The following is a 20,381-nucleotide window of genomic DNA, read 5'->3' as shown; positions in this document are numbered from 1 at the left end:
GCAAGGCGCGGGCAGCGCGAAACCGGTCCAGTGCCGCCGTTATTGATCCACGCCTTCTGAGGTAAACGCAGTCGTGTCTGGCTTATGCGACGATGATCCGCGTTCTGAATTCAGCTTGGATCATCTGCATGGCAGTGTCCGCAGATGTCCATGTGCCCTGCCCTTCGTGCAAACCAGCTTTTTGCAGCTTGTCGGCCATGACCGCCGCGAATTTCGACGTATCCATCACACGGTTCGGCGCGCCGTCGCGCCAAGTTGCCTCCGCTTGATCAGCAGGGTCATCAGACAGGGCAGCCCCTGTTTCAGGATGTCGAAGCTGTTTGTAAAAACCGGATTTCTCCCCGCTCCCGAGTGTGAGGCCAAAGTGCAGTGTCTCGGGTTTTTGGAAGATATCCAGGCTCTGGATTGGCCCATCATAGAGACAAAGCAGGGTATCATTGCTGAGCTTGTCCAGCCGCAGTAGCCGCGTCGCGTCCCCTTCGGACAGTCCGTTCATCTCGAACCGGAGCTCTGGCCATTTCGCAACCGCTTCCGATCGCAGCAAGAAGCCCGTTATCGGTCTGTGACGGATGGACGGAATTGGGTCGCGGGGCTCGTTCGCGTGCTGCCCAGGCAGTACGCGGCCCAAGCTGAACGCGCCGTCAAGGAGCGCCTCGACCCATTGCCAGTCCAACCAAAACAGGCGCAACGCCTCTCTTGGCAACATCTTCGCGCTTGGAACGAGGTATCCGAACGGCACGGATTTCAGCAGAGCCAGATCCTTAAGCCAAGACTCCAATTCCGGAAATTCGTTTGGCTGGTCGCTCTCTGGAAAAAGGTTTGCGAACATTTGCGCCTCGCCTTCGCGGTGAAGGCGTTGAGCGTGTTTGCGTTTCCAAGCCAAGAGTTTCTGAGCAAAAGGCTTGTCCCGAAGCGCAGTCAGTCGCCCAAGCTGCCAAGCGGCCCCGTAGGATACATCCAAAAGCTCGAACTCTGCATCCGAGGTGTAAAGGTCCTCGGCCGCATGCACGGCAGCAGCCCCATGCTGGTCCGACGCGGTGTTTTGTCCGGGAAGGAGAGGTCCATGGTACCAAGCCGCCCTTTCGCGACCTTCAGCGCATCGGTGAGGCAACAACACGTACCCGTTTGCCTTTTTCGTCGAAACAGCCGCAGTGTCCGCCTCATCAGCTGGGAGGCAGAGCCCGGCCTGACCGGTGTGACCGGATGACAAGCTGAGACCAAGCAAGATGTTGGTAAGGCTGCGCCCGTTTTTCCGACACGAAAAAGACCATGACTTCAGGCTGATCAACCGGATGGTTTCGTCGTCTCTGGCGCCTTGGAAATTGAAAACACCGCCTTCGTAGCGGTTTTCTAGCGAAACAAGATGCACGGTCGTCAGGCCGTCGATCATCGGCAGGCGGTTCGCGACCACCGCCGCCCGCTCAGTATTTTGGGAAAGTGCCTGTTCGGTATGGGTCTTGCGCACATGGCTGAGCAATCGAAGATCAGCCACAGTCGGTACGATGCGTCGCAGGAGCAAAGCCGGAACATCGATGACGGTGGCCGGATCGGACTCCGCTTGCCAGAAGTCCTCCATCTCGATCGATGGAAAAAATGGCGCAGTGCTTGAACCCAGAAACAGTTGGCCCGCTGTCGTGGGCTTGGTCTCTGGCGCTTCGGCTCCGTGAAACACCAATAAACCCAGCCAAGGTACATCTGTGCCAATCTCGGCCGAACGTTCCCACGGCAGCGTGGATCGTTCCAGAATGACGTGTGGCAGCACCGTATCATGATCGCCGCGACTGTGATCCGGCGGAAATACCTGATGGACAGCTTTGGGGTTCAGACTGGTGCGCTCGGCGGCAATACCGATTTTTCGATTGGTAGCAAAACTTGCCGGGTGTGGTTCTTGATCGACCCTGACGGTTTGAGTGACCGAAATCTCATACGCGCCTGCGCTGAGTGATGGCAGGTGGTTCTCAAGGAATGTGAGCTTGGCACTTCGGGTCATGTGTCGCTTGCCACCCCAAGATCAAAGGCATGAAGCAAATCGGCGGAAAGCTCTGTCATTTCGCGCCGGGTTCCGGAGGCGAGTTCCGCGCTTTGCGTCATGTCGCGGGGCGCCCAGTTTGGGTTTACGGCATGGGTCTTGACCCTTTCCGACAGAAGATGACCGTCCAGGCTGGCCGTGGCATCCGGATCTTGAACCTTGGCAGACCGGAGTTCCACACCGCAGAGGGCACCATCAAGATACCTTGGATCGTTTGCCGCTGGCCTGCCAGCTTGCGGAGCCCCCCACAAAGCCAAAGGGACTCGCTTGCGAATGTCGCGCAACACGAAATTGCCCGATGAAGGCTGCGTGATCATGACGGTTAGGTCGCTTTCGACATCGCGGTTTGATTTGCCCATGGGACGGATACCCATATGCGCAAATGTCAGGTCATGTCCTTCTGGCTCAATCCAACTTTGCAGGTTGGCCACGCGCGAGGCGGGAATTGCGCTTTCGATACTCAGGCAGAGGTCCTTTGCACTGACGACCCAAATGTCCTCACCACTGTCTGTCGCACCATTTGGAGAAACCGTCCGCAACAACCCGGACTTTAGGACGATGCTGCACACCTGTTCAGATTTGGGCAGGAACTTCTGACTGAAATCAGTCCACCCAAGCGGAGCGGAAACCGGCCCATGCCCGTTGTGCTCGATGACAAAGGTTTTGATCCCGATGTCGACCTCTGCGTGAACGGCAAATTCTGGCCCCCAAATGTGGAGCTTGGCGCTGACTTCGCCTTCGAATGACTTAGAAAGTCCGAAGGACTCGAACGTATAACTTGCGCCGACTGTCACCTCTATTTTGGCATCATAGGCGAAGGGTTCCCAAACGGCGATGAAGTTTGCGTTTGCGCGAAACCATGCCTTGAACGACCCGGAGCGGTAGACGGCTGACAGATTGCCGCCTGCCATGACTGCCGCGCCTGTCAGCCCGTAATAATAGGACCCCTTCAGCGAAAGCTCAGGCGTCACCTGCCAATTCAGCCTTATGCGGCTGACATTGGGGTAGTGATCGGGGGCTTCGAACTCGGGGTGGAAGCCGCCAACCGTCAGTACGAAGTCGCCAGAATGCTTGCCAGCAAACCATGAATAGAACGCGAAACCACCGGACAGTTTGCAATCGGGGGAAAACAGGAAACTGCCGTCCAAAACCCGTCCATCGATCAGCAATGCATCGGGTTCGATATCGGCGATCAATCCAATGCGTATTCGGGCCAAGGGCGGGGTCGTGGGGCTCTTGGGTGGCGTTTCCAAGGTGGATACACCCAAGAGACGCCCTTCGAGTTTGTGGCCAAAGCCAACCGTCACGAGGGCAAAGCTTTCAATGATCTCAAAGGTCGTGAAACGAACGCCGACGGCGATGAAACCATCATCTTCCGACGCGGGCAGGAAGGTGCGCAGATCAGCAAGCATCTTCTGCCCGCCTTCGGCAGAATTGTCGCCCTTGCCGCGCATCGCGGCGGCGACCAGCGGAAAGTCCTCAATCTGATCAATCGTCGGCGGGATCAGGCGGCGATTATAGCCAACGCCTGCGGCCAGCCCCGTGACAAAGAAATATGGCGGCCCGCCTATGGGGCGGTCCAGAACCGCGTAGAGGAACAACGATGTGTGACCGTCAATCTCTTCATAAGCGCCGACCGCTGATAGCGTCAGCGGCTTGGTCTTGAGAAGCGCTGCACCGGCAAAACGCTCAGAACCATCTGGGTCGACTTCCCGCAACAGATCGCCACTGATCGTCACCGCAGGATTGCTGTAAGCAAGAGATATTCCATCCAGCGCCAGCGCCGGGTGTTCAAGGTCATCAAGCTTGAACCCAAGGCCCAGACCATCAAGACCCATGTGCAACCCGCCACCCGAGAGAGTGGCATTAAAGGTCACCCAAACGCGGCTGTCGCGCAGCGCCAATCCCACACCATCAATATCGAGAGGACCAAGTGAGAAAAACGGGTCTTCCCCCTTAGCGTCCTCTGCCTCGGCGTCGTGGGTGTCGTCCGTGTCGCCGCCAAGCGGGAGCGTTAGGTCCAGACGGCGGTTTCCCATCCTAAGGCCTGAGGCCAACTGCACCCCTGATGAGATGCCGGAAGTTGGCAGAAATGAACCGAGATCGGTTTGGGGAAAAAGGGCGCTCCAACCTTGAGCCTCTTTGGCGTCAATGCTGATGTTGCTGAAATGGAGTTGCAGACCATCAACGGAGACGCCTTCATCCCCTGGCATAGCATTGCCGATCAGCGGCAGTTCCGACCAGTCCATCCCCACCGACGCGCCCAGATCCACGGCAGCCAGATACTTGGCATCGTCGTCCTTCTCGCCGCTTTCATAGGCAAAGCGCAGCAAGGCATTTTTCAGCTCTAATCCCTGTGGGATCGGCTCGGCCAAGTCCTTGGACACAGACGCCACCAAGGCGCGGATATCGACATTGGCGTTCAGCAGACTTGCTGCAAATCGCGTCTGGGAGCTATCACCCCCGAAATGCACCTCTAGCTCTAGAGGAGGATCGCCATCCAGAACCAATCGGCCTGACAGATGTGCCCGACCACCGGTGCGCCCAACCCCAATTCGCATCAAAAGATGATGGCCTGAGAGCTCAATGCGAACCGCGCAAAGCAGTTCAAAATCGCCGCCCGGCGCGCCGCTGACATCGAGTTCGACAACAGCGATCTTGCGCAGGACGTCAGGCAGAGTCTTGGCCAGGTCCGGCTCTACCAAGGCGTCGACGACCGTGGCCACGGTCACGTGGTCAAGACCCGGCGCATGCGCGTCAAAGACCATGGCCGCGTCGTCGCGGCTGAACTCTAAAACAAGCGGCACAGGTCCGGTGCCGAGCACAAGATTTGCGCTCAGTTCGAATTGGAACTCAATTCCAGACGACGTGTGTGGGGACGAAGTCACTCCTCGTCTTGGGCTGGACGATTGATCGTCACCCGAGCCTGTTGCAGCTTGATTTTGTCATCGACAACATCGGCGATTTCCAGCTTTTCCAGATTGGCGATCACTGTGGCGTTAAACGACGTCTTACCGCGCGTGCCATTAAGTTTTGGAGGGACGGCGAGGTCGAACTCTTCAATGCGGAAAGAGATGTCACCAACCCCATGCCCAAGCTGATCCAATTGGTCTTTCAGACCTTGCAAGCCAAAAACATCTTGGGCCAGCGCTGCAAATTCGCTGGCTGAACCAACGTCGAAACCTTCTTCCCCAAGGCTGAGTGAAAGACCGCCGTCGCCGTCTGTTTGGGGGGCTGGGAATTGGGTTTTGTTGGACACCTCGAAATTCATCGGCTTCATCTCGCCGCCTTGTTTAATGCCAACCGTAATTTCTAGTTTGAAGTCTGCCATGTATTGGGTCTCCGATGTGATCAATTTTAATTTGCTTTGGGCTTCAATACCCAAGGTTTGCTGGAATGCAGGGTCAAGCTCTGCGGTGATGGGTATGTCTGAGGATGGGTCGTGGGTGATAGCGTGGACCGGGGTGTCCCAAAGCGCCGAGCGCGAGGTCTGATCGCTCAGTGCTTCGGAAATCCAACCGGGATGCGCCTCCGCAACCGCGCTGATCAGATCGCCCACGGTTGTCGCGCCTATGATGGCGTCATCATCCATGGGCGCTTTGGCCTTTGTGGTGGGGCAAGATGAACGGCTTCATTAACATGCAATGGATCCGTCGCGTTTGAACCCACAGTTCTTTGTCACGAAATCGTGGATCTTTTCGTTGATCAGTTTCTCGAAGTTTCTGCCATCCAACACCTCAGCCATCAATTCCATCGCGACCTCGCTCGCGACAGTTTCCACCGCGCGATCCTCGTCCAGAAACAGCCGCATTTTCCCGCGGTGAAAGCTAAATCCAAATGCGCCGTCCCCTGAGATTTGTCCGTTTACGACAGGCCAAAACTGAATGGCGTCGGGGATCACCTTCATTTCCCACCCAGATTGTCCTTTTTCGTCGGCAAACCGGATTGAAGGCCATTTGCTGCGAATTTCCAATGCAGGCACCGACTGTTTGTCCGACCGTACATCCTGCAACAAGATGCCCGGCGCCCCGTGTTCTCTGCGTTTCAATGTCATGTTGCCATCGGCGCTTAGGCGCATGGCGGTCCAGATGCTGTCCAACGCAATGTTGCGACTTATGCTGAACTGCTCACCCGACATGCCAAGGGTCCATGTGTTGGAAAAACCCTCACCCAAGTGAACGCTTGCCGGTGAGCCGCGAACAAACAAGGAGCCGTTGACTTTCGCGATGCCATTCACATCTAGCGACGATGTCGGGGTTGTTGTGCCAATGCCAACTTTTTCGTCAAAGACTGCTCCGCCTGCTACGTGGAGCCGCGCCTTTGGGTCGGCGGTCCCGATGCCTACATCCCGCCCACGCATCACCAGCGGCTGCTTATGCAAGGCAACATTCGTGTGCGTGCGCGCAACGGTGCGATAGTCACATTTGCCGTGAACCGGATTAACCTGAAGGTTCTGGAACACCAGATGCAAATTGCTTTGCCCGGTCGGCGCTGCGGTGACAGGCAGTTCGATCTTTAGGTCCAGACGCTCGCCTGGGACAATCTCGAAATCGGACCCAAACGACAGTAAAAAACGCGTGTCCCCTGCAACCATGTTGGGGCGGTCCACAGAACCACCAACCGTGACCACATTCACATTCTTCAGCCGAAAGGAAGAGGTGTCAGCGATGCTGACTTTTGCGTTTTTCAGCAAGGTCGCATGCCCAAGTGCCCAGGGCTTTTCAATGGGCGCGTCCTCGCTGCCGGGCTGCAAATCCAGCGATATCGCCAAAGTGGTTCCATCGGCGAAATCGCTATTTGTAAACTTGAATGAATGATCCTTTGATTTCCCGCCAAGATAGTTGGCAATGTTCTCGATCCGAAGAGTCAGCACATTCACAGGTGCGTTCGAAAGGACCTGCCCAGCTGTGCCTGTTTTGTCGTCCCAGTCGTTCAGGATCGTGTCCGACCCCAATACGTCGAACCGCAGTCCTGAGATCATGCCTGTCTTCGGCGCGCAGGCGTTCGATTGAGCCATAGCGGGGACCGTCCAGATCAGCAAACCTGCAAGGGCGAAAGCGATTATTCGGTGAAAAGACGGCATAACAAAATCCTATTCCTAAGACATCTCTACGGTCTGGGTGCGCGGCGCAGAACGAGCCAGCCATCGCGTATTTCGTGTTGTGCTTGAAAGTTCGGGTCTGGCCCAACGTCGCCAATGCTTGGCTGGTCCTCTGGGTCAGAGCTGATTTCCGTCCAATCGTCACCGCGTCGCTCCAGCCACGACCAAGTCGATCCTGCTTCCGGCCCGAGTGGCAGGCGCAGCATAGACCGGTCTGACAGGATCGGCGCAGCCTCGAATGTCACCTCGATCGCCTCCAGCGCGTCGGCATAGGCCTCACGTGGCAGCTCTATGGACTTGGTCGGCAAGATGCCGGTGGTTGCGTGCACCTTGCAGCGCGGGTCCATGAAAAGCGTCAGGGTTTGTGGTTCGGCCCCAAACGTATGGGTGATGTTAACCGGTTGGCTGTCTTTGGCCGGGCCGTGCGTTCGGATACTGGGGCTAGGCTCGGTGGTGGATTGCGGCGCGTGGAATGTTTGGTCCCGAAAAGAGATTTCGCCCGTCTCGGAGCGATCTTCCACCCAATAACCGATCAAGCCGTCGTTCAATTGATGGTACTCGCCCAGCCGGATCGGAAATCGTATGTCTTCGATGCCTTTGGTTGTTCGAACCGATTTCCCGGTTTTGTCCCAACGCTCCATATCGTCGGCAAAGCTCGTTTCGGTACGATCAATCGCGGCGGGTCCTTGCAACTGCAGGTCCAACATCGCCCGAACAACGGCAATGGGACGCCCACACAGCAACGCCATGCTTTTATGCGCCTCGGCATCAACTGGATCGATGTGTTCCAAGGCATTTTGCAAAGTGACCACCAATGCCTCGCCAAAACCGCTTTCTGTCTGCATCGAATGCTGGATTTCGGTGACGACACGGCGCAAGTGGTCATTCGAAATTCCACCGACGTTCAAAACGCTTGAGCCGCCCGGAGCGGGTGTCCAGGTCGCGTCCACGCCAAGCTGGCCTAGAGCCGCACCATCAGCCGCATAGACTGCCAAGCTGTTGTCCAGAAAGTTTGGCAGGATCCAACCGCAAAGCGGCGTCGCGGCGTCGAAGGCCTCTCGGTCTTTTGCTTCTGAGGTTTCCGCATCCAGCCACCGGAAGAAAAGCCGCGCGGGCTGTGTGATGCGTGGCGATAGGGTCAGGTGGCCTGGCTGATGCCCATTGTCAGAAGGCGTCGCCATCTCGCTCAGCACCTGGTCTGAGCGATCAATCTCCATGACCTGCCCGAAACAGTCGATAAGTCGCAATTGGCTGATGCTCAATGCGCCGGACCGCACGGGCGAAAACGTACTGACCGGTCGAGGTGCCCAGACGTTGCTATTCCCGATAAGATTGGCAAGCCGGTGTACAAAGCCATTCCGTTCCGCGCTCTCCATCCGGGGGTCATCAACAGGCAGTTGCAACGTCTGCTTGTGGGTCAGGAGCGTCGCGTTAAAGCCACTCAGAGACTGGCTAAGGACACCGAACCCGTCTCGCGTCATAGCCACATAAGCCTGCAACGCAGCTTCGATGTCTGCGTTGCTTTGCGCCCAATCATAGGCGCGAATTATGTCGCACAGGTTTTGATCAAACGCATCGGTCGAGCGGTCGACCGACGGCAAATATGCGTCCAACAAAGCCAGTTCCAAAGATCCTGTTTCCGGATCATTGCTGTTCCGGTCCGACCTTTGCGAGCGCTTGAAATCAGCAAGCATGGCGCGGCGAAGAAAGCTTTCAAACCGAGCGACGGCCACGTCTTTGATCTGCGGACTGACCAAGCTTGTCCCGACAACCGTGACCAAGCTTGGTACATCGGGCCCTTCTTCCAGAGTTAAATTCGTATCTGTGTCAGAAAGCTGGAACGGAGACACTTCGCCGGTCAAGGCGTCGGACGTTGCCGAGGGGTAATACTCAGCGCTCCATTCCACCATGTGAGCGGACCACGTGTTTCTTTTCCAGACCTGAGGCGGGCTCACAGCATCTAGGACACGCCTGTTTTCTGCGCTGACCGCCTGAACCAAATCCTTTACCGGATCGTCCACTTTGACGATCGCAATTGGCAGCGTTCCGTCTTTGGCCCGTAATGGATGCGACTGCGATCGGGCGCACGGCCCCGCGATCAAGATGGACGGTTCCTTTGGCTGCCAGCATCGTGGCGCGGCGCGCGTAAACAAACCAAGTGCAATCGGAGGTGTTTCAGTGTCGTTCTGTGCCGCCTCGCTGGCGACGCGTGCGTTCATGTCCTCAATTTGCGAAATCAGGTTTGCCGCCGCCGCGCTGACACGGGCTGCATGCTGCCCGCTGGAGATGACGTCTACGGAAGTCACGTTTTTAGCGTCTGTCGCGCTTTCAACTGAAAACTCACCGCATTCTGCGATCAGACCCTCAACCTCGGGTACTGCGTGGTTTTCCAGATAATCGCGAATAATTTGCGCCGAAACATGTCGTCCGCGATAACCCGTCACCGGTGTGTTCGCGTCGTCACCATCAGATTGGCCTGACTCTGCGCCGAAAGGATCGGTTTGTGCATCATCACCATCGCCGCCTAGCCCTAGGGCGGTCTGAGCGTCCTCGCCGGTGTCTTCATCGGTCTCATGGTAAAGCGACAGCTGATATTCGTACCAATCCGAGAACAACCGACTCCGCAGCGCTGCGATCCGATCCTTTGTGCGATCAAACTGTCTTTGGGCCTCGTTCAATGCAGCAAGAGCGTCTGCCAAGCCTGCAGGAACACCCTGATTTGATGTTTCGCCCGCCTGTGACAGCGCCGAAATGCTCCAAAGACGACCGGCATCCCGCGCCGTGAAGCTTTTGTCATGACGCACAACATTGAATTTCGCCGCCCGGTCCACCGACGCCTCAGCCAAATCCTCGTGCTGGAAAATGGCATCAAAGACGCTGGCAGAACTGTCTGGGACGACGTCTCTGGCGAGATAGGCGGCGAGAGCCTCTTCACCGTTGCTCGCCAAGCTTACCGAACTGACTTGCAATGCGCCAACGGTCTCGGGGGCAGATTCAGGCGCAAAGTCCAGCCTTCCGTGGCACAGAATGCCGTCCAGCTCCGACAGTGCCGTTTGTGTTTCTTGCGCAACTGACCAGCCAAACTCACGACGCAGAACATCGTTAATTGTACCTTTCGATGACAGAAGGCAGTCTCTCGCTTGACTTAATAGGTCGTCATCCAGATTCGAATACCAACCGAGGAGCTCATAGCTGAGCCCCGTGAGGTCATTGTCGTCTCTGATGTCCGTGTCGTGAAAACCAAAAACACTCCTGCAATTTGGATAATAGCTCGCAAAGGTCGGCTCACCATACCCAATCGCTGTCAAAAGAGATTGGCCATCGGTCCCGCGCAGGTAAGCCGAACCCGGCTCGGCAGTCGTCGCTTCGTCAAGTCTGACGGTTCTTCCCAACAACCTGAAAGGGGTTTGGTCGTCAGATAGAAACGGGAAGGAAACCGCGTCGTGGCTGGCACCGGGTGGATGCAAGTAATCGCTTTCGATGATCCATTGGGCTGCTCCCAACTGCGGGCTCGCGCGTGAGACGAGCCAACGGTTTGGCACTGCTGGAAATTGACCGCCGCCCTGCGCGTTAGCGGAGGGGCGTGTCAGTCCCGCAGGCAAATGCCAATGCAAATGAACCCCTGATTTCAAGGACAGGTCCGGTTGCTGAAATTCAGCAGGAACCGTTACCTCACTGACGAATGGAGTGTCAGGATCAGCTTTGCCCGGTAGATCACTAAACTCCGCAGACGGCCCCAAAACGGAAACAGAAGTGTTTCCTCCTGCAACATAAAACGCCGTCAAAGCCGTCGGTAAAATACATCTCTGGCCCAAAAATCCCCCAACCAGCCACAGAAAAAAATGCGTCGCTTTATCACTATGACTTTGACGCTAGACGCTTTTTTCAATCCGATCAACGAAGGTTTTCTAGCACGAGATTGCGTGCACAGTGCGCAAACACTCCGGAAGGACCGGCGGCAGCATACTTGCAGCCACCATCTCCTCAAAGTGCTTCTCGGTCAGTTTAAAAGGCGCACCAACCGCTGCCGGGGTACGAGGCCATGGTGCTGACCTGTCTCCGACGCCTTAGCTATGTCATCGCCTGAACAGAGGACGGCACGCGACACAGAAAGGCGTCAAAGCTAGCTTTCGACGCTTATACAGCGTTCGGTAGACCTGAGCTCTTCACGGCCATTCTCCACTTCGTAGCATTAGGCTGGGTCCTTGCAGAGCATCCCGCCGGTAGGACTACACGCCTTGATAAGCTACTGCCTTGCCGCTAGCGTTGCCCCGAAGCGCCTTATTAGACACCTGAGCGCAACGGAGTGGGTCGATCCAATGTGCACACTCAACCAACAGGAATAAATTAAATGAATTCGAATAAGGGAATTGACGCGAAGGCGGAGAGGCAACGGCCAGCATATCAACCGCCGGCACTCATGTGCCTTGAGGTCGATGAAACCGAAGGCGGGTCTGTTGGGAGCCTAGAGTCGGCCATAGCCGGCACATGTGGATCGTTGGGCCATACGGATTTTGGCCTTTGTTCGTGATAGCATAACGCCTTGCGTCTGCGCGCTGCCGATCAGGCCGATCCAAGGGCCTCAACGGTCAGCTTTACGCAACACCGGTGATGGATGACGGGCTTTTCCGGCAGCGTTTGTGGGGGCGTAATCACACAGCAAACTTTGCGTACTCATTCTAGGCCAAGCGCCACGGATCGAAACCCAAAATGGTTTGACGAACGATGTTAACGGCGATCAACGCGGTCTTTTGGTGCCCTGAGCCGGACCGTGTTTCTAGCAATATTCAACGCGCCTTTGCCGAAAGGGTTTCAACAGGCAAGGCGGCCGCAACTACGACCGGCGTAACCGCGACAAGCACACTGGCCTGTCACACCTTCCCCTCGAACAAGCCGGGCCAACCTGCGCCACGCGCCACCGGCATGTACCAAGACGCGTCGGTCCACGTTGTTTGCGCGGCCCATCTGACAAATCGCAAACCACTCGAAAAGCAGCTCGGCTTGCCCGCAGGCAGTGATCCCGCCGTCCTCATCGCGGCCCTCTACGCGCGCGACGGCATTGCAGGTCTTGACCAGTTGGCGGGCGCCTTTGCTCTAGTGCTCCATGACCTTGCCACCGACACAGTGATCGCCCGCCGCGATCCATTTGGCGTTTGCCCTCTGTTCTGGGCATGGGGCGCGGGCGGCCAACTTGCTTTTGCTTCCTTGCCCGAGGTGTTGATCGACGCAGGCGTCATCAAGGCAAAGCGCAACCTGGATGGCGTCGTGGACTTGATCGCCAGTAGTTCCGCAGCGAAACCCCGAACGCTGATCACTGGTCTCTACCGCGTGCCCGCAAACTCGCAGATGACCTTTTCTGCATCCGACGCGGGCAGAGTCCCAGCTGCCAAGACATGCTGGCGCCCCAGCCCTGCGCCAGACGCCCCAAAGGACTTCGACGGATGGTCGCGCGAATTGCGGCGTCTGATGGACCGGGCCGTCGCCACCCGGATACCCACAACAGGGGATCTTGCGGCCTCGGTCTCATCCGGTCTCGATTCGACATCCGTCACCATGCTTGCCGAAGCCCACCTATCGGACGATCAACACATCTTTGCCTCTACCTATGCTGCCTCGGAGGAAGCGGAACAAACCTATTCGGGATTGTTGGACGAAACGGAGGTCGCTCAACAGGTCGTGGCTGGATCGAACCGCATCTCGTGGCGGCGTCACCGGCTCAAACCCAAGATAGACCATAAGCCTGCCGAGCTGGGGGTCATTGCGTGGCAATTCGACGAGGGTGTTCCTGAATATGAAACAGCAATTGCTGCCGCGCAAAGCGGGGCCGACGTCCTGTTGACGGGATGGGGTGGCGACAATGCCGCCAGTTACAAAGGTCTGGGCACGCACGCCGCCCTTCTGAAAAAGGGCAACCTGCGCCAACTTCGTTTGCTGGCGGATGCGCGTAAGCTGCGGGGCCGGAAACGACTGAAATTCTATGCCCGCGCCGCCGCCGATACCTTGATGCCGCAAGGCACCCGCCTGCGCGAGCTGTTCTCGGGCCCCAAGCGCGAGACGATGAACTACAACCACCGAATGTATACGGGCTTCAAACCCCAATATCGCGCAAACAGCGACCTGTTGGAGTTTCGAACAAGCGACACGCAAACCAACCGTCTAAGCTAAGTGATGAGCCCGGTCCTCGCCTTGCGGATTGAGATCCTCGCCTGCCACGGCCTGCGCCACGGGCTCCGCTATATACACCCACTTCTAGATCAGGACCTGATCAACTTTGCCCTTACTTGCCCGCCAGAGTTCGAATATCGCGATGGCCTTTTCCGTGCACCGATCCGCGCCGCGATGGATGGCATCGTCCATGACGCAGCCCGCCTACGCGATCAGGACGGACTGCCTTTCGTCGAACTCGGCCTTCACATCGCGCGCTTAATCCCTGCCATGAAGTCAGAGCTCAACCGCCTGGAAAAGGACCCGCGCCTACACGACTATTTCGACTTCGACTTTGTGCGGCGATCCATGGATCGCCAACCCACCGTGAAAGTAGCGGAAGCCCACATCATCCAAGTCGCCACGACCGGTCGCACAAGCCAATGGCCCCTTAACAGCTCGTTTATCGCTATTTCAAACATGATGGCGTTGCAGAAGGCGCTTGATGAAGAGATGCCCGGCGAAGTTTCCACTGCTTCTAGCAAGCCGCGCTAAGCTCAACGGTGTTTACCGTCTCTGCCACTAGATCATCTATGCACATCTCAGGAAACAATCTGAATAATGGCTAACCGTGGTGATTGACTGTCCACTAAGGATGGAGGGTGTGTTGGCGACGCCTGCCTGGGAAATAGTTATTCCGTCGGGTGGACGCCATGGTCTTTGGAACCGGAACTAAGGGCGCAATATCTACGTCGCAATACAATGTTATTTCATAACATTTTTTGTTTGTTTTTTTTGCGAGAATGCACGGCTACCAGCTTTCCATCATCTGACAAAACCAGTCGGAAATGAAACGCAAACTAGGGACCACATCGCATAAGGCCTGACAGGCCAAAAATAGACGATGCTGCCGTACCCGGCCAGTCTATCCAACCGGTGAAGTGCCAGACCCGCGCGCAGGTTTTAACGGGTGGATGTCGAACCAGACCGGTGTGACGGAAACGCTGATGGGGATCGACTATGATCTGAACCTGTATCGCCGCATGGCGGAGGGTATTGAGCAAGCCAGCCCAACAACATGGCGGGTGATGCTGCGGGATGGGGTGATATTCCATGACGGCACACCGGTAAACGCCGCCGATGTAGTAGCCTCCATCGAGGGCATTCTGGACGAAAAACACCCAGGTCATAACGCGCGAGTTGCCAAGCTGCTGGACCTCGCGGGTATATCTACTGACGGCGACAGCGTTGTGGTGTTTGAGACAAACAGTCCGAACTCTGCCTTCCCATGGACGCTGTCTGATCCGGCGATTGAGGTTCTTGGTGCGGCATCTGAAGGCTTCCCGATCAATGCCACAGGTCCGTTTGTTTTCCAGGAAGCGATCCCAGAGCAGCGTTATCGTGTCGAAGCGAACCCAAACTACAGGCTCGGCGCGCCGGGTATTGCCGAGATCGAGGTTGTAGGCATCCCGTCGCCTGCGACTGCCGCGCTGGCCTTGGAGGCGGGCGAAGTAGACATGGTGATCAATTATCCCGAGACGGATTACGAGCGCATTCTAGAGACTGGCGCTGCAGGTTTCACCGCTGCAACAGCGCGCCTCTATTTCTACACGATGAACGCCAAAGCCGGGCCAATGTCGAACCCACTGATCCGGCAGGCACAGGCTGGGCCGCTGATATCGCCCCAACCTATGACCCGGCCAAGGCCGAGGCTCTGCTGGCCGAGGCTGGCGCGGTAAAGGAAGCCGGGCCGTGAATGCTCAATGGCGAACCGCTTGAGATCGACATTGTAACCTATTCCTCGCGCGCGGCGCTGCCGCCGACCGCGGAGCTAACGCAGGCCTTCCTTGCCGCGATTGGGGTCAAAGCCAACGTGCGTGTCGGTGAATGGGGCGCGAGTAATGACCTGATCAAGGCGAACGAGGCAGACATGTTCCTGCCGACCTGGGTGATGACACCACAGGGCGATCCGGGCGGCGTGCTGGAAACCCTGCTGAAAACGGACGGCGGGTCAAATTCAGGCGGTTATAGCAACGCCGAGTTGGACGCGCTGCTGGACCAAGGCCGCGCCACCTTTAATCAGGACGCACGTGGCGTGATCTATGTTCAGGTGCAAGAGATCATCGCCGCCGACGCCGCCATGATCCCCGTTTATCACGTGAACCAGGTGAACATCGCTAAGCCCGGTCTGGAAGGCTACCGCGTTCATCCGACCGAGACCTACTGGGTCACGCTCGAAACGACGCTTACGGAATAACCCTCCGATGAAACTGACGGTGTCCGGCCTCAGAGCGGTGCTCTCGGGTCAGACGATTCTGCACCCGACATCGCTGTCGATTGCGACCGGCGACAGAATTGGTCTGGTCGGATCATCCGGTTCCGGCAAATCCACGCTGTGCCACGCGCTGATCGACGATCTGCGCGCGCGGGGGCATAGCGTCAGCCATGGGCCACAAAGCCCGGACGAGGCGCTCGATCCGTTGCGGAGTATGGCGTTGCATTGGCGCGAGGCCGAACGCGCCTCGGGTGTTGCAGACGTAGATCGCGCGGCGCTGTTTTCTGCGCTGGGCATTGAAAGCGGGGACATGCGCAAACGCCCCTGGGGGTGGAGCCGCGGGATGCAGCAGTGTGTTGTCATGGCGATGGCGCTGATTGGGACACCTGACTTGATTGCACTGGATGAGCCGACTTCTGCGCTCGCCCCCGTGGGTCGCGGCAGCCTCTATGGATTTGCTAGACCGGCATTTGCAAGGGCGCAATACGGCGATGATGTTAATCACTCACGACCTCGGCCTTGCCGCGCGGCGGGTCATAAAGCTGATGGTGATGTCAGACGGTAAGCTGGTCGAGGAAGGCGCGACCGAGACCATTTTTTTGACACGCCAAAAGTCCGCCGCCGCGCGCACGCTGACAGACCATAAGAGTTGGGCAACGGTGCCGTGCTAGACATATCCCAAGTGTCCGTCCGCCGTGGCAAGAAACCAACTTTGCACGACGTTTCTTTGCGCTCACCGGCGGGACAGCCCCTCGCGGGCGTAGGCGAAGGCCTTTGCGCATACACCACAATCCGACTACGGGCGAACCCTGCGCAACGCCGGAATTGCGCTGGGCTCTCTGGAGTCTGCGGCATGATCGTGACGCTTTCCGGTCTGTTGCTTCGCGCAGCGGTCGTGCTGTTGGGCACGGCGTTGGTCAACTTTGCATTGCTCTGGAACTCACCGGGGGACCCGGCGCAGGCGATTGCGATGGCAAGGTTCGATGCGCTGTTGACCGAGGACGTAATTGATCAGGTTCGCGCCGAGGCAGGTCTGAACCGAACGTTCTGGGTCGCGTTCTGGGATTGGCTGGGTCCAGTTCTGACATTGGATTTTGGGCATTCAGCGGTGACGGACCGCCCCGTATGGCCCGATGTGAGCCACGCGATGAGCTATAACTTCCGACTGGCCATGGCCGCGCTGACAATCCGGCTCGGCACATCATTGCCGCTTGCCTACCTTGCCACGCGGCGACAGGATGTTTGGCTGGACCAGGCATCGGTCGCGGTGGCCACGCTAAGCACAGCGATCCCGGCCTATTGGCTGGATCTATTGCTGATCCTGATCTTTGCCGTCCATCTGGCGTGGTTGCCCGCTATGGGTGCCCGTAAACCGGCCCATGCGGTCCTGCCTGCTGTGACACTCGGGCTTGGTGTGGCGGCCTCAATGACGCGGATCATTCGGTCGGGCATCTTAGAAGCGCGCGCGGTGGTCTTTGGGGTTCGCCTTTGTCGGGTAGCTCATCAGCCGTGTCATAGGAACGGCGGTCGGCCTGCTCGCAGCCTTGGGTGGGCGCGTTGCGGCCTGGGTCATGATGCGGACAACGGATTCCTTCCTTGCGTTCCCTGAACTCGTCGCGGCCATTGTCATCGCAGGGCTAATGGGGCCGGAACGTGGAGCCAGATATTTGCTTTGGCTGTAACTGGTTGGATGCGCTACGCGCGCGACGCACGGGGCATCGGGCTGTCGCTCCAGACCCGAGGTTACGTCATCCAAGCGCACCTGGCCGGGATGTCAGGGCTGGCTATTGCGCGTTGGCATTACCTTCCATCGCTCTTGCCATCGCTGACCGTCGTCTGGACCGGTATGTTCGCGCGCGCGATCCTTGGCATCTCCGCCATCGGGATTCTGGGATTTGGGGTGCAGCCACCCAACCCGGAATGGGGCAGCATGTTGCTGGACGCCCGCGTCCATATTCGGTCAACGCCGCTGCAAATGATACGGCCCGGGCTGGCCGCGATGATCAGTGTTCCCGCCATCAGTCTAGCGGGTGACGCGCTACGAGACGCCTTGGCCGAAGAGCCGGAGCGGCAATGACGGACAACGCCCCACTTGGCATCACACTTCGCCTGTTATCCGGCTTTTTGTTTGCCGGGATGATGGTCTGCGTCAAAGCTGAAAGCGACGCGGTTCCTTTGGGTGAGATCGTCTTTTTCCGTTCCTTTTTCGCTCTGATCCCGTTGGTGATCTTTCTATGGCTTCGGCACGAATTTCCAAACGTCCTTGCCACCAAGCGCCCCGGCGCACATCTGCTCCGTTCAGGCTTCGGCGCCCTCGCCCTCTTTGCATCCTTCGCGGCACTTGCCCGGCTGAACGTCGCCGAGGCCAGCTTGATCGCGCAGCTGTTGCATGTTCTGACAGCCATCGCCGCCGTCGTCCCGCTAGGAGAAAAGTCGACGGTCTGGCGGGTCGCAGGCCTAGCGCTTGGGTTTGCCGATGTGATCGCACTGGTTTGGCCGGAACTGGGCAGCGAAGCCGCGGGTGACAGATTAACTGGCTATTTTCTTGGTTTAGCGTCCGCCGTTCTCGCCGCGCTCGCGCTCATCATGGTGCGAAGCCTGAATACATTGGAAAGCCCGGGCGCCATCGCATTCTACTTTGTTGTGGCTTCCATGGTTGGCGGCTTGGTCACCTTGCCTATGGGTTGGGTCTTACCAAACGGCTGGATGCTCGTGGCTTTGATCGGTGCTGGCGTATTTATGGGCTTTGCCTACATCGCTATGACGCTCGCATTCCGCTACGCTGAGGCATCTCGCCTCGCACCGTTTTAATACGTCGCATTGCTATGGCCCTTGCTCGCTGATCTGCTCATTTTCAACCAACCGCTGGCCACAGCTTTCCTATTTGCGTTTGTGTTGGTTTTAGGGGCGGCCTTGATCGCGACTAAAGAGCCAAAAGCAAAGTAAAATTCCTTCGCAGCAACCCAACAAAGCTGCTTCGCGCTGCTGAAAGGCTGCTTAGGTCAAACTTACTCCAATACTTGCAATTGCGACGAACTTCCGCTGCCCGCCTTTGATGTCGACTTTAGTGAACGGCCCAAAGCAGCCACTCCTCGAAAGGAAATTGCTGCATCGCGGCTTTCCCAACGCAGACCTTGGAAACACAATCCCCAAGACCAACGGTCTAGAAGTTTGGATTGATACGACGGAGTGGACTGACGAACTTCCGAGGCACGTTCAAAGGTATTCTTTTCTAAGCAAATGGATTGCTGGGCATGTCGGGCGTTTCAAACATCGGGCGAACTGTCTTTTTCGTAGACTAAGATTTGGGCGGTGCAGCGACAACCAAGAAGCATCATTTCGGGCCGCTCTTTATCAATTCGCCCTGACGTTCCACCGACACAGGCATGTAGGCGCTGACGGTGGTAACAACGTTTGAATGCCCAATGTTCTGAGAGAAAGCCTTGAAGCATTCCAGCGTTGGGTAGTGCCGCTCGGCCCATTTCACCAATGTCTTGCGGAAGGCGTGTGGAGTGAAGGTAGGCAGTCCGGCGGCAATGAAGGCGGACTTAATCAGTTGGCGGATTGCTTTAGCGTTACGGTAAGTATCGCGCTTCAGGCCAATGACGCAGAACACGCCGCCTGCCTGGCCCATTTCATGGGCGCGCCGGACTTGATTGCTTTCGACATGGGCCAATGCACGCTCAATGGCGTCCGGGTGCCATAAGTTGCTTTCGTTTGCCAGTGTTGAAAACGTCGCCCGGAAGCCAAGTGCTGTCATTTCACCGCTGGAGTACCCCAATCGGTCCAGCGCGGCGTTCAGGGTATTCTAGCTCATAGGCCGGTGGAATGATCTCAACTCGGGAACAGATATCGCCCGTTCCCATTGATCCGGCGCAGATCATCCAGCAACTCAAAAGCCTGCTTTGCCAGCGGAACGCTATGAGGGCGGCGCATCTTCATTCGATCCGCTGAAATTGTCCAAACGGCATTTGCGAAATCAATCTCAGTCCATTCCGCATGGCGCAACTCACCGGGGCGTTGAGCAAGCAAAGCTTGCAACTGCAAAGCAATGCGCGTCGTCACCTGCCCTTCGAAACCGTCAACAGCGCGCAGCAACGCGCCCAGCGCGTTCTTTTCAGTGATAGCCGCACGAGATTTTGGTTTGGGCCGGATTAGCGCATCGCGCAAGGGATGCGCCGGATCGAACTCTGCCACGCCGCTCGCAACAGCAAACCTAAACACCGCGCTAATCTTTGCGCGCAAGCGTTGAGCAGTTTCGTAGTTGCCCTTCGCTTCTACCTTTCGCAGACAATCCAAGATCATCGGCGACTTAATGTCCGTGATGGCCATCTTGCCAAAATCCGCCTTGGCCATGTCCAGCAGCCATGCGTTTTTTGTTTGCGTAGCCTTGGCTCGGCCTTCCTGCCGCCCCTTTTCCAAAAAATCATCCGCAATCTTTTCAAAGGTATGTTCTGAAATGGCGCGACGGGCTTGTTTTTCCGCTTGTTTTGCCGCGCTCGGGTCAATCCCCTTGGCGAGCATAGCTTTGGCGCTTTCGCGTGCGTTCCTTGCATCGGCCAGTGAAACGGCTGGATACGCCCCGAAGGACAACCGCTTTTCACGCCCTTCAAACCGATACTTCAAGCGCCATAGTAGCGATCCCGCCTTTGTAATTTCGATGTACAGCCCACCAGAGTCGCTGACCTTATAGGTCTTTTCCTTGCGTTTGAGATTCCGAAGCTTCGTATCGTTCAACGGCATTGGGGGCATCCTAAAACCAACTATTCCAACCATGCCCCCAATCATGCCCCCAAAGCGGCGGCATAGTGCTGGACGGGAGGAAACCCCAT

At 57.2% G+C, this 20,381-nt stretch carries 15 protein-coding genes; 8 read left to right on the top strand and 7 right to left on the bottom strand.

What is annotated here, in order from left to right; translation table 11 throughout:
* Positions 1-82 precede the first annotated feature (82 nt).
* The 5 genes from FE702_RS00305 to FE702_RS00285 are packed head-to-tail and all read right to left on the bottom strand — an operon-like array spanning position 83 to position 10,744.
* Positions 83-1,990 (bottom strand): hypothetical protein, encoded by a 1,908-nt coding sequence (locus FE702_RS00305; protein ID WP_147124222.1) that lies wholly within the window; start codon positions 1,988-1,990, stop codon positions 83-85.
* A complete protein-coding gene (locus FE702_RS00300; RefSeq protein ID WP_147124221.1) occupies positions 1,987-4,917 on the bottom strand; it encodes a DUF6603 domain-containing protein in 2,931 nt (976 codons plus the stop codon). The genes FE702_RS00305 and FE702_RS00300 overlap by 4 nt, the downstream gene beginning before the upstream one ends.
* Complete coding sequence (locus tag FE702_RS00295) at positions 4,914-5,621, bottom strand: hypothetical protein (RefSeq protein ID WP_147124220.1); 708 nt, start codon at positions 5,619-5,621, stop codon at positions 4,914-4,916. Before FE702_RS00295 ends, FE702_RS00300 begins: the two co-directional genes overlap by 4 nt.
* Positions 5,622-5,663: 42 nt before the next feature.
* Positions 5,664-7,112 (bottom strand): hypothetical protein, encoded by a 1,449-nt coding sequence (locus FE702_RS00290; RefSeq protein ID WP_147124219.1) that lies wholly within the window; start codon positions 7,110-7,112, stop codon positions 5,664-5,666.
* Positions 7,113-7,138: 26 nt separating this feature from the next.
* Positions 7,139-10,744, bottom strand: coding sequence for a hypothetical protein (locus tag FE702_RS00285; RefSeq protein WP_186826942.1), 3,606 nt, complete (start codon positions 10,742-10,744; stop codon positions 7,139-7,141).
* 1,111 nt (positions 10,745-11,855) lie between these two features.
* Here FE702_RS00285 and FE702_RS00280 point away from each other — a divergent pair.
* The 8 genes from FE702_RS00280 to FE702_RS00250 all read left to right on the top strand — a co-directional run bounded on the left by FE702_RS00280 (position 11,856) and on the right by FE702_RS00250 (position 18,360).
* The gene (locus FE702_RS00280) at positions 11,856-13,295 is read left to right on the top strand and encodes an asparagine synthase-related protein (protein ID WP_147124217.1); all 1,440 of its coding nucleotides are present in this window, start codon (positions 11,856-11,858) and stop codon (positions 13,293-13,295) included.
* Positions 13,296-13,298: 3 nt separating this feature from the next.
* The gene (locus FE702_RS00275; RefSeq protein WP_147124216.1) at positions 13,299-13,829 is read left to right on the top strand and encodes an asparagine synthase-related protein; all 531 of its coding nucleotides are present in this window, start codon (positions 13,299-13,301) and stop codon (positions 13,827-13,829) included.
* 419 nt (positions 13,830-14,248) lie between these two features.
* Entirely contained in the window at positions 14,249-15,013 is a 765-nt protein-coding gene (locus FE702_RS18825) for an ABC transporter substrate-binding protein (protein ID WP_255449533.1), read from the top strand.
* A gap of 17 nt (positions 15,014-15,030) precedes the next feature.
* Positions 15,031-15,531, top strand: coding sequence for a periplasmic substrate-binding domain-containing protein (locus FE702_RS18820; RefSeq protein ID WP_255449532.1), 501 nt, complete (start codon positions 15,031-15,033; stop codon positions 15,529-15,531).
* Between the two features lie 7 nt (positions 15,532-15,538).
* The gene (locus tag FE702_RS00265) at positions 15,539-16,114 is read left to right on the top strand and encodes an ATP-binding cassette domain-containing protein (protein ID WP_255449531.1); all 576 of its coding nucleotides are present in this window, start codon (positions 15,539-15,541) and stop codon (positions 16,112-16,114) included.
* A gap of 288 nt (positions 16,115-16,402) precedes the next feature.
* Positions 16,403-17,158, top strand: coding sequence for an ABC transporter permease (locus FE702_RS00260; RefSeq protein ID WP_255449530.1), 756 nt, complete (start codon positions 16,403-16,405; stop codon positions 17,156-17,158).
* Positions 17,159-17,239: 81 nt separating this feature from the next.
* Entirely contained in the window at positions 17,240-17,626 is a 387-nt protein-coding gene (locus FE702_RS18815) for an ABC transporter permease (protein WP_255449529.1), read from the top strand.
* Positions 17,623-18,360 (top strand): DMT family transporter, encoded by a 738-nt coding sequence (locus tag FE702_RS00250; protein WP_255449528.1) that lies wholly within the window; start codon positions 17,623-17,625, stop codon positions 18,358-18,360. The genes FE702_RS18815 and FE702_RS00250 overlap by 4 nt, the downstream gene beginning before the upstream one ends.
* 523 nt (positions 18,361-18,883) lie before the next feature.
* Here FE702_RS00250 and FE702_RS18810 read toward each other — a convergent pair.
* A complete protein-coding gene (locus FE702_RS18810) occupies positions 18,884-19,309 on the bottom strand; it encodes a site-specific integrase (RefSeq protein WP_255449527.1) in 426 nt (141 codons plus the stop codon).
* A 74-nt stretch (positions 19,310-19,383) separates the two neighbouring features.
* Positions 19,384-20,292, bottom strand: a complete 909-nt coding sequence (locus FE702_RS18805) for a tyrosine-type recombinase/integrase (protein WP_147124215.1) — start codon at positions 20,290-20,292, stop codon at positions 19,384-19,386.
* Between the last annotated feature and the right edge of the window lie 89 nt (positions 20,293-20,381).

This window comes from Shimia ponticola (assembly GCF_007995215.1).
Classification (GTDB): domain Bacteria; phylum Pseudomonadota; class Alphaproteobacteria; order Rhodobacterales; family Rhodobacteraceae; genus Shimia_B; species Shimia_B ponticola.
The sequence above is the reverse complement of the archived record's forward strand: the minus strand, read 5'-3'. Positions and strand labels throughout refer to the sequence as shown.

Bases quoted from the DNA above. Each gene is read 5' to 3' on its own strand.
- FE702_RS00305 (WP_147124222.1), bottom strand. From the start codon at position 1,990: ATGACCCGAAGTGCCAAGCTCACATTCCTTGAGAACCACCTGCCATCA.
- FE702_RS00295 (WP_147124220.1), bottom strand. From the start codon at position 5,621: ATGGATGATGACGCCATCATAGGCGCGACAACCGTGGGCGATCTGATC.
- FE702_RS00290 (WP_147124219.1), bottom strand. From the start codon at position 7,112: ATGCCGTCTTTTCACCGAATAATCGCTTTCGCCCTTGCAGGTTTGCTG.
- FE702_RS00280 (WP_147124217.1), top strand. From the start codon at position 11,856: ATGTTAACGGCGATCAACGCGGTCTTTTGGTGCCCTGAGCCGGACCGT.
- FE702_RS00275 (WP_147124216.1), top strand. From the start codon at position 13,299: ATGAGCCCGGTCCTCGCCTTGCGGATTGAGATCCTCGCCTGCCACGGC.
- FE702_RS18825 (WP_255449533.1), top strand. From the start codon at position 14,249: ATGTCGAACCAGACCGGTGTGACGGAAACGCTGATGGGGATCGACTAT.
- FE702_RS18820 (WP_255449532.1), top strand. From the start codon at position 15,031: ATGCTCAATGGCGAACCGCTTGAGATCGACATTGTAACCTATTCCTCG.
- FE702_RS00265 (WP_255449531.1), top strand. From the start codon at position 15,539: ATGAAACTGACGGTGTCCGGCCTCAGAGCGGTGCTCTCGGGTCAGACG.
- FE702_RS00260 (WP_255449530.1), top strand. From the start codon at position 16,403: ATGATCGTGACGCTTTCCGGTCTGTTGCTTCGCGCAGCGGTCGTGCTG.
- FE702_RS18815 (WP_255449529.1), top strand. From the start codon at position 17,240: ATGCGCTACGCGCGCGACGCACGGGGCATCGGGCTGTCGCTCCAGACC.
- FE702_RS00250 (WP_255449528.1), top strand. From the start codon at position 17,623: ATGACGGACAACGCCCCACTTGGCATCACACTTCGCCTGTTATCCGGC.
- FE702_RS18810 (WP_255449527.1), bottom strand. From the start codon at position 19,309: ATGACAGCACTTGGCTTCCGGGCGACGTTTTCAACACTGGCAAACGAA.
- FE702_RS18805 (WP_147124215.1), bottom strand. From the start codon at position 20,292: ATGCCGTTGAACGATACGAAGCTTCGGAATCTCAAACGCAAGGAAAAG.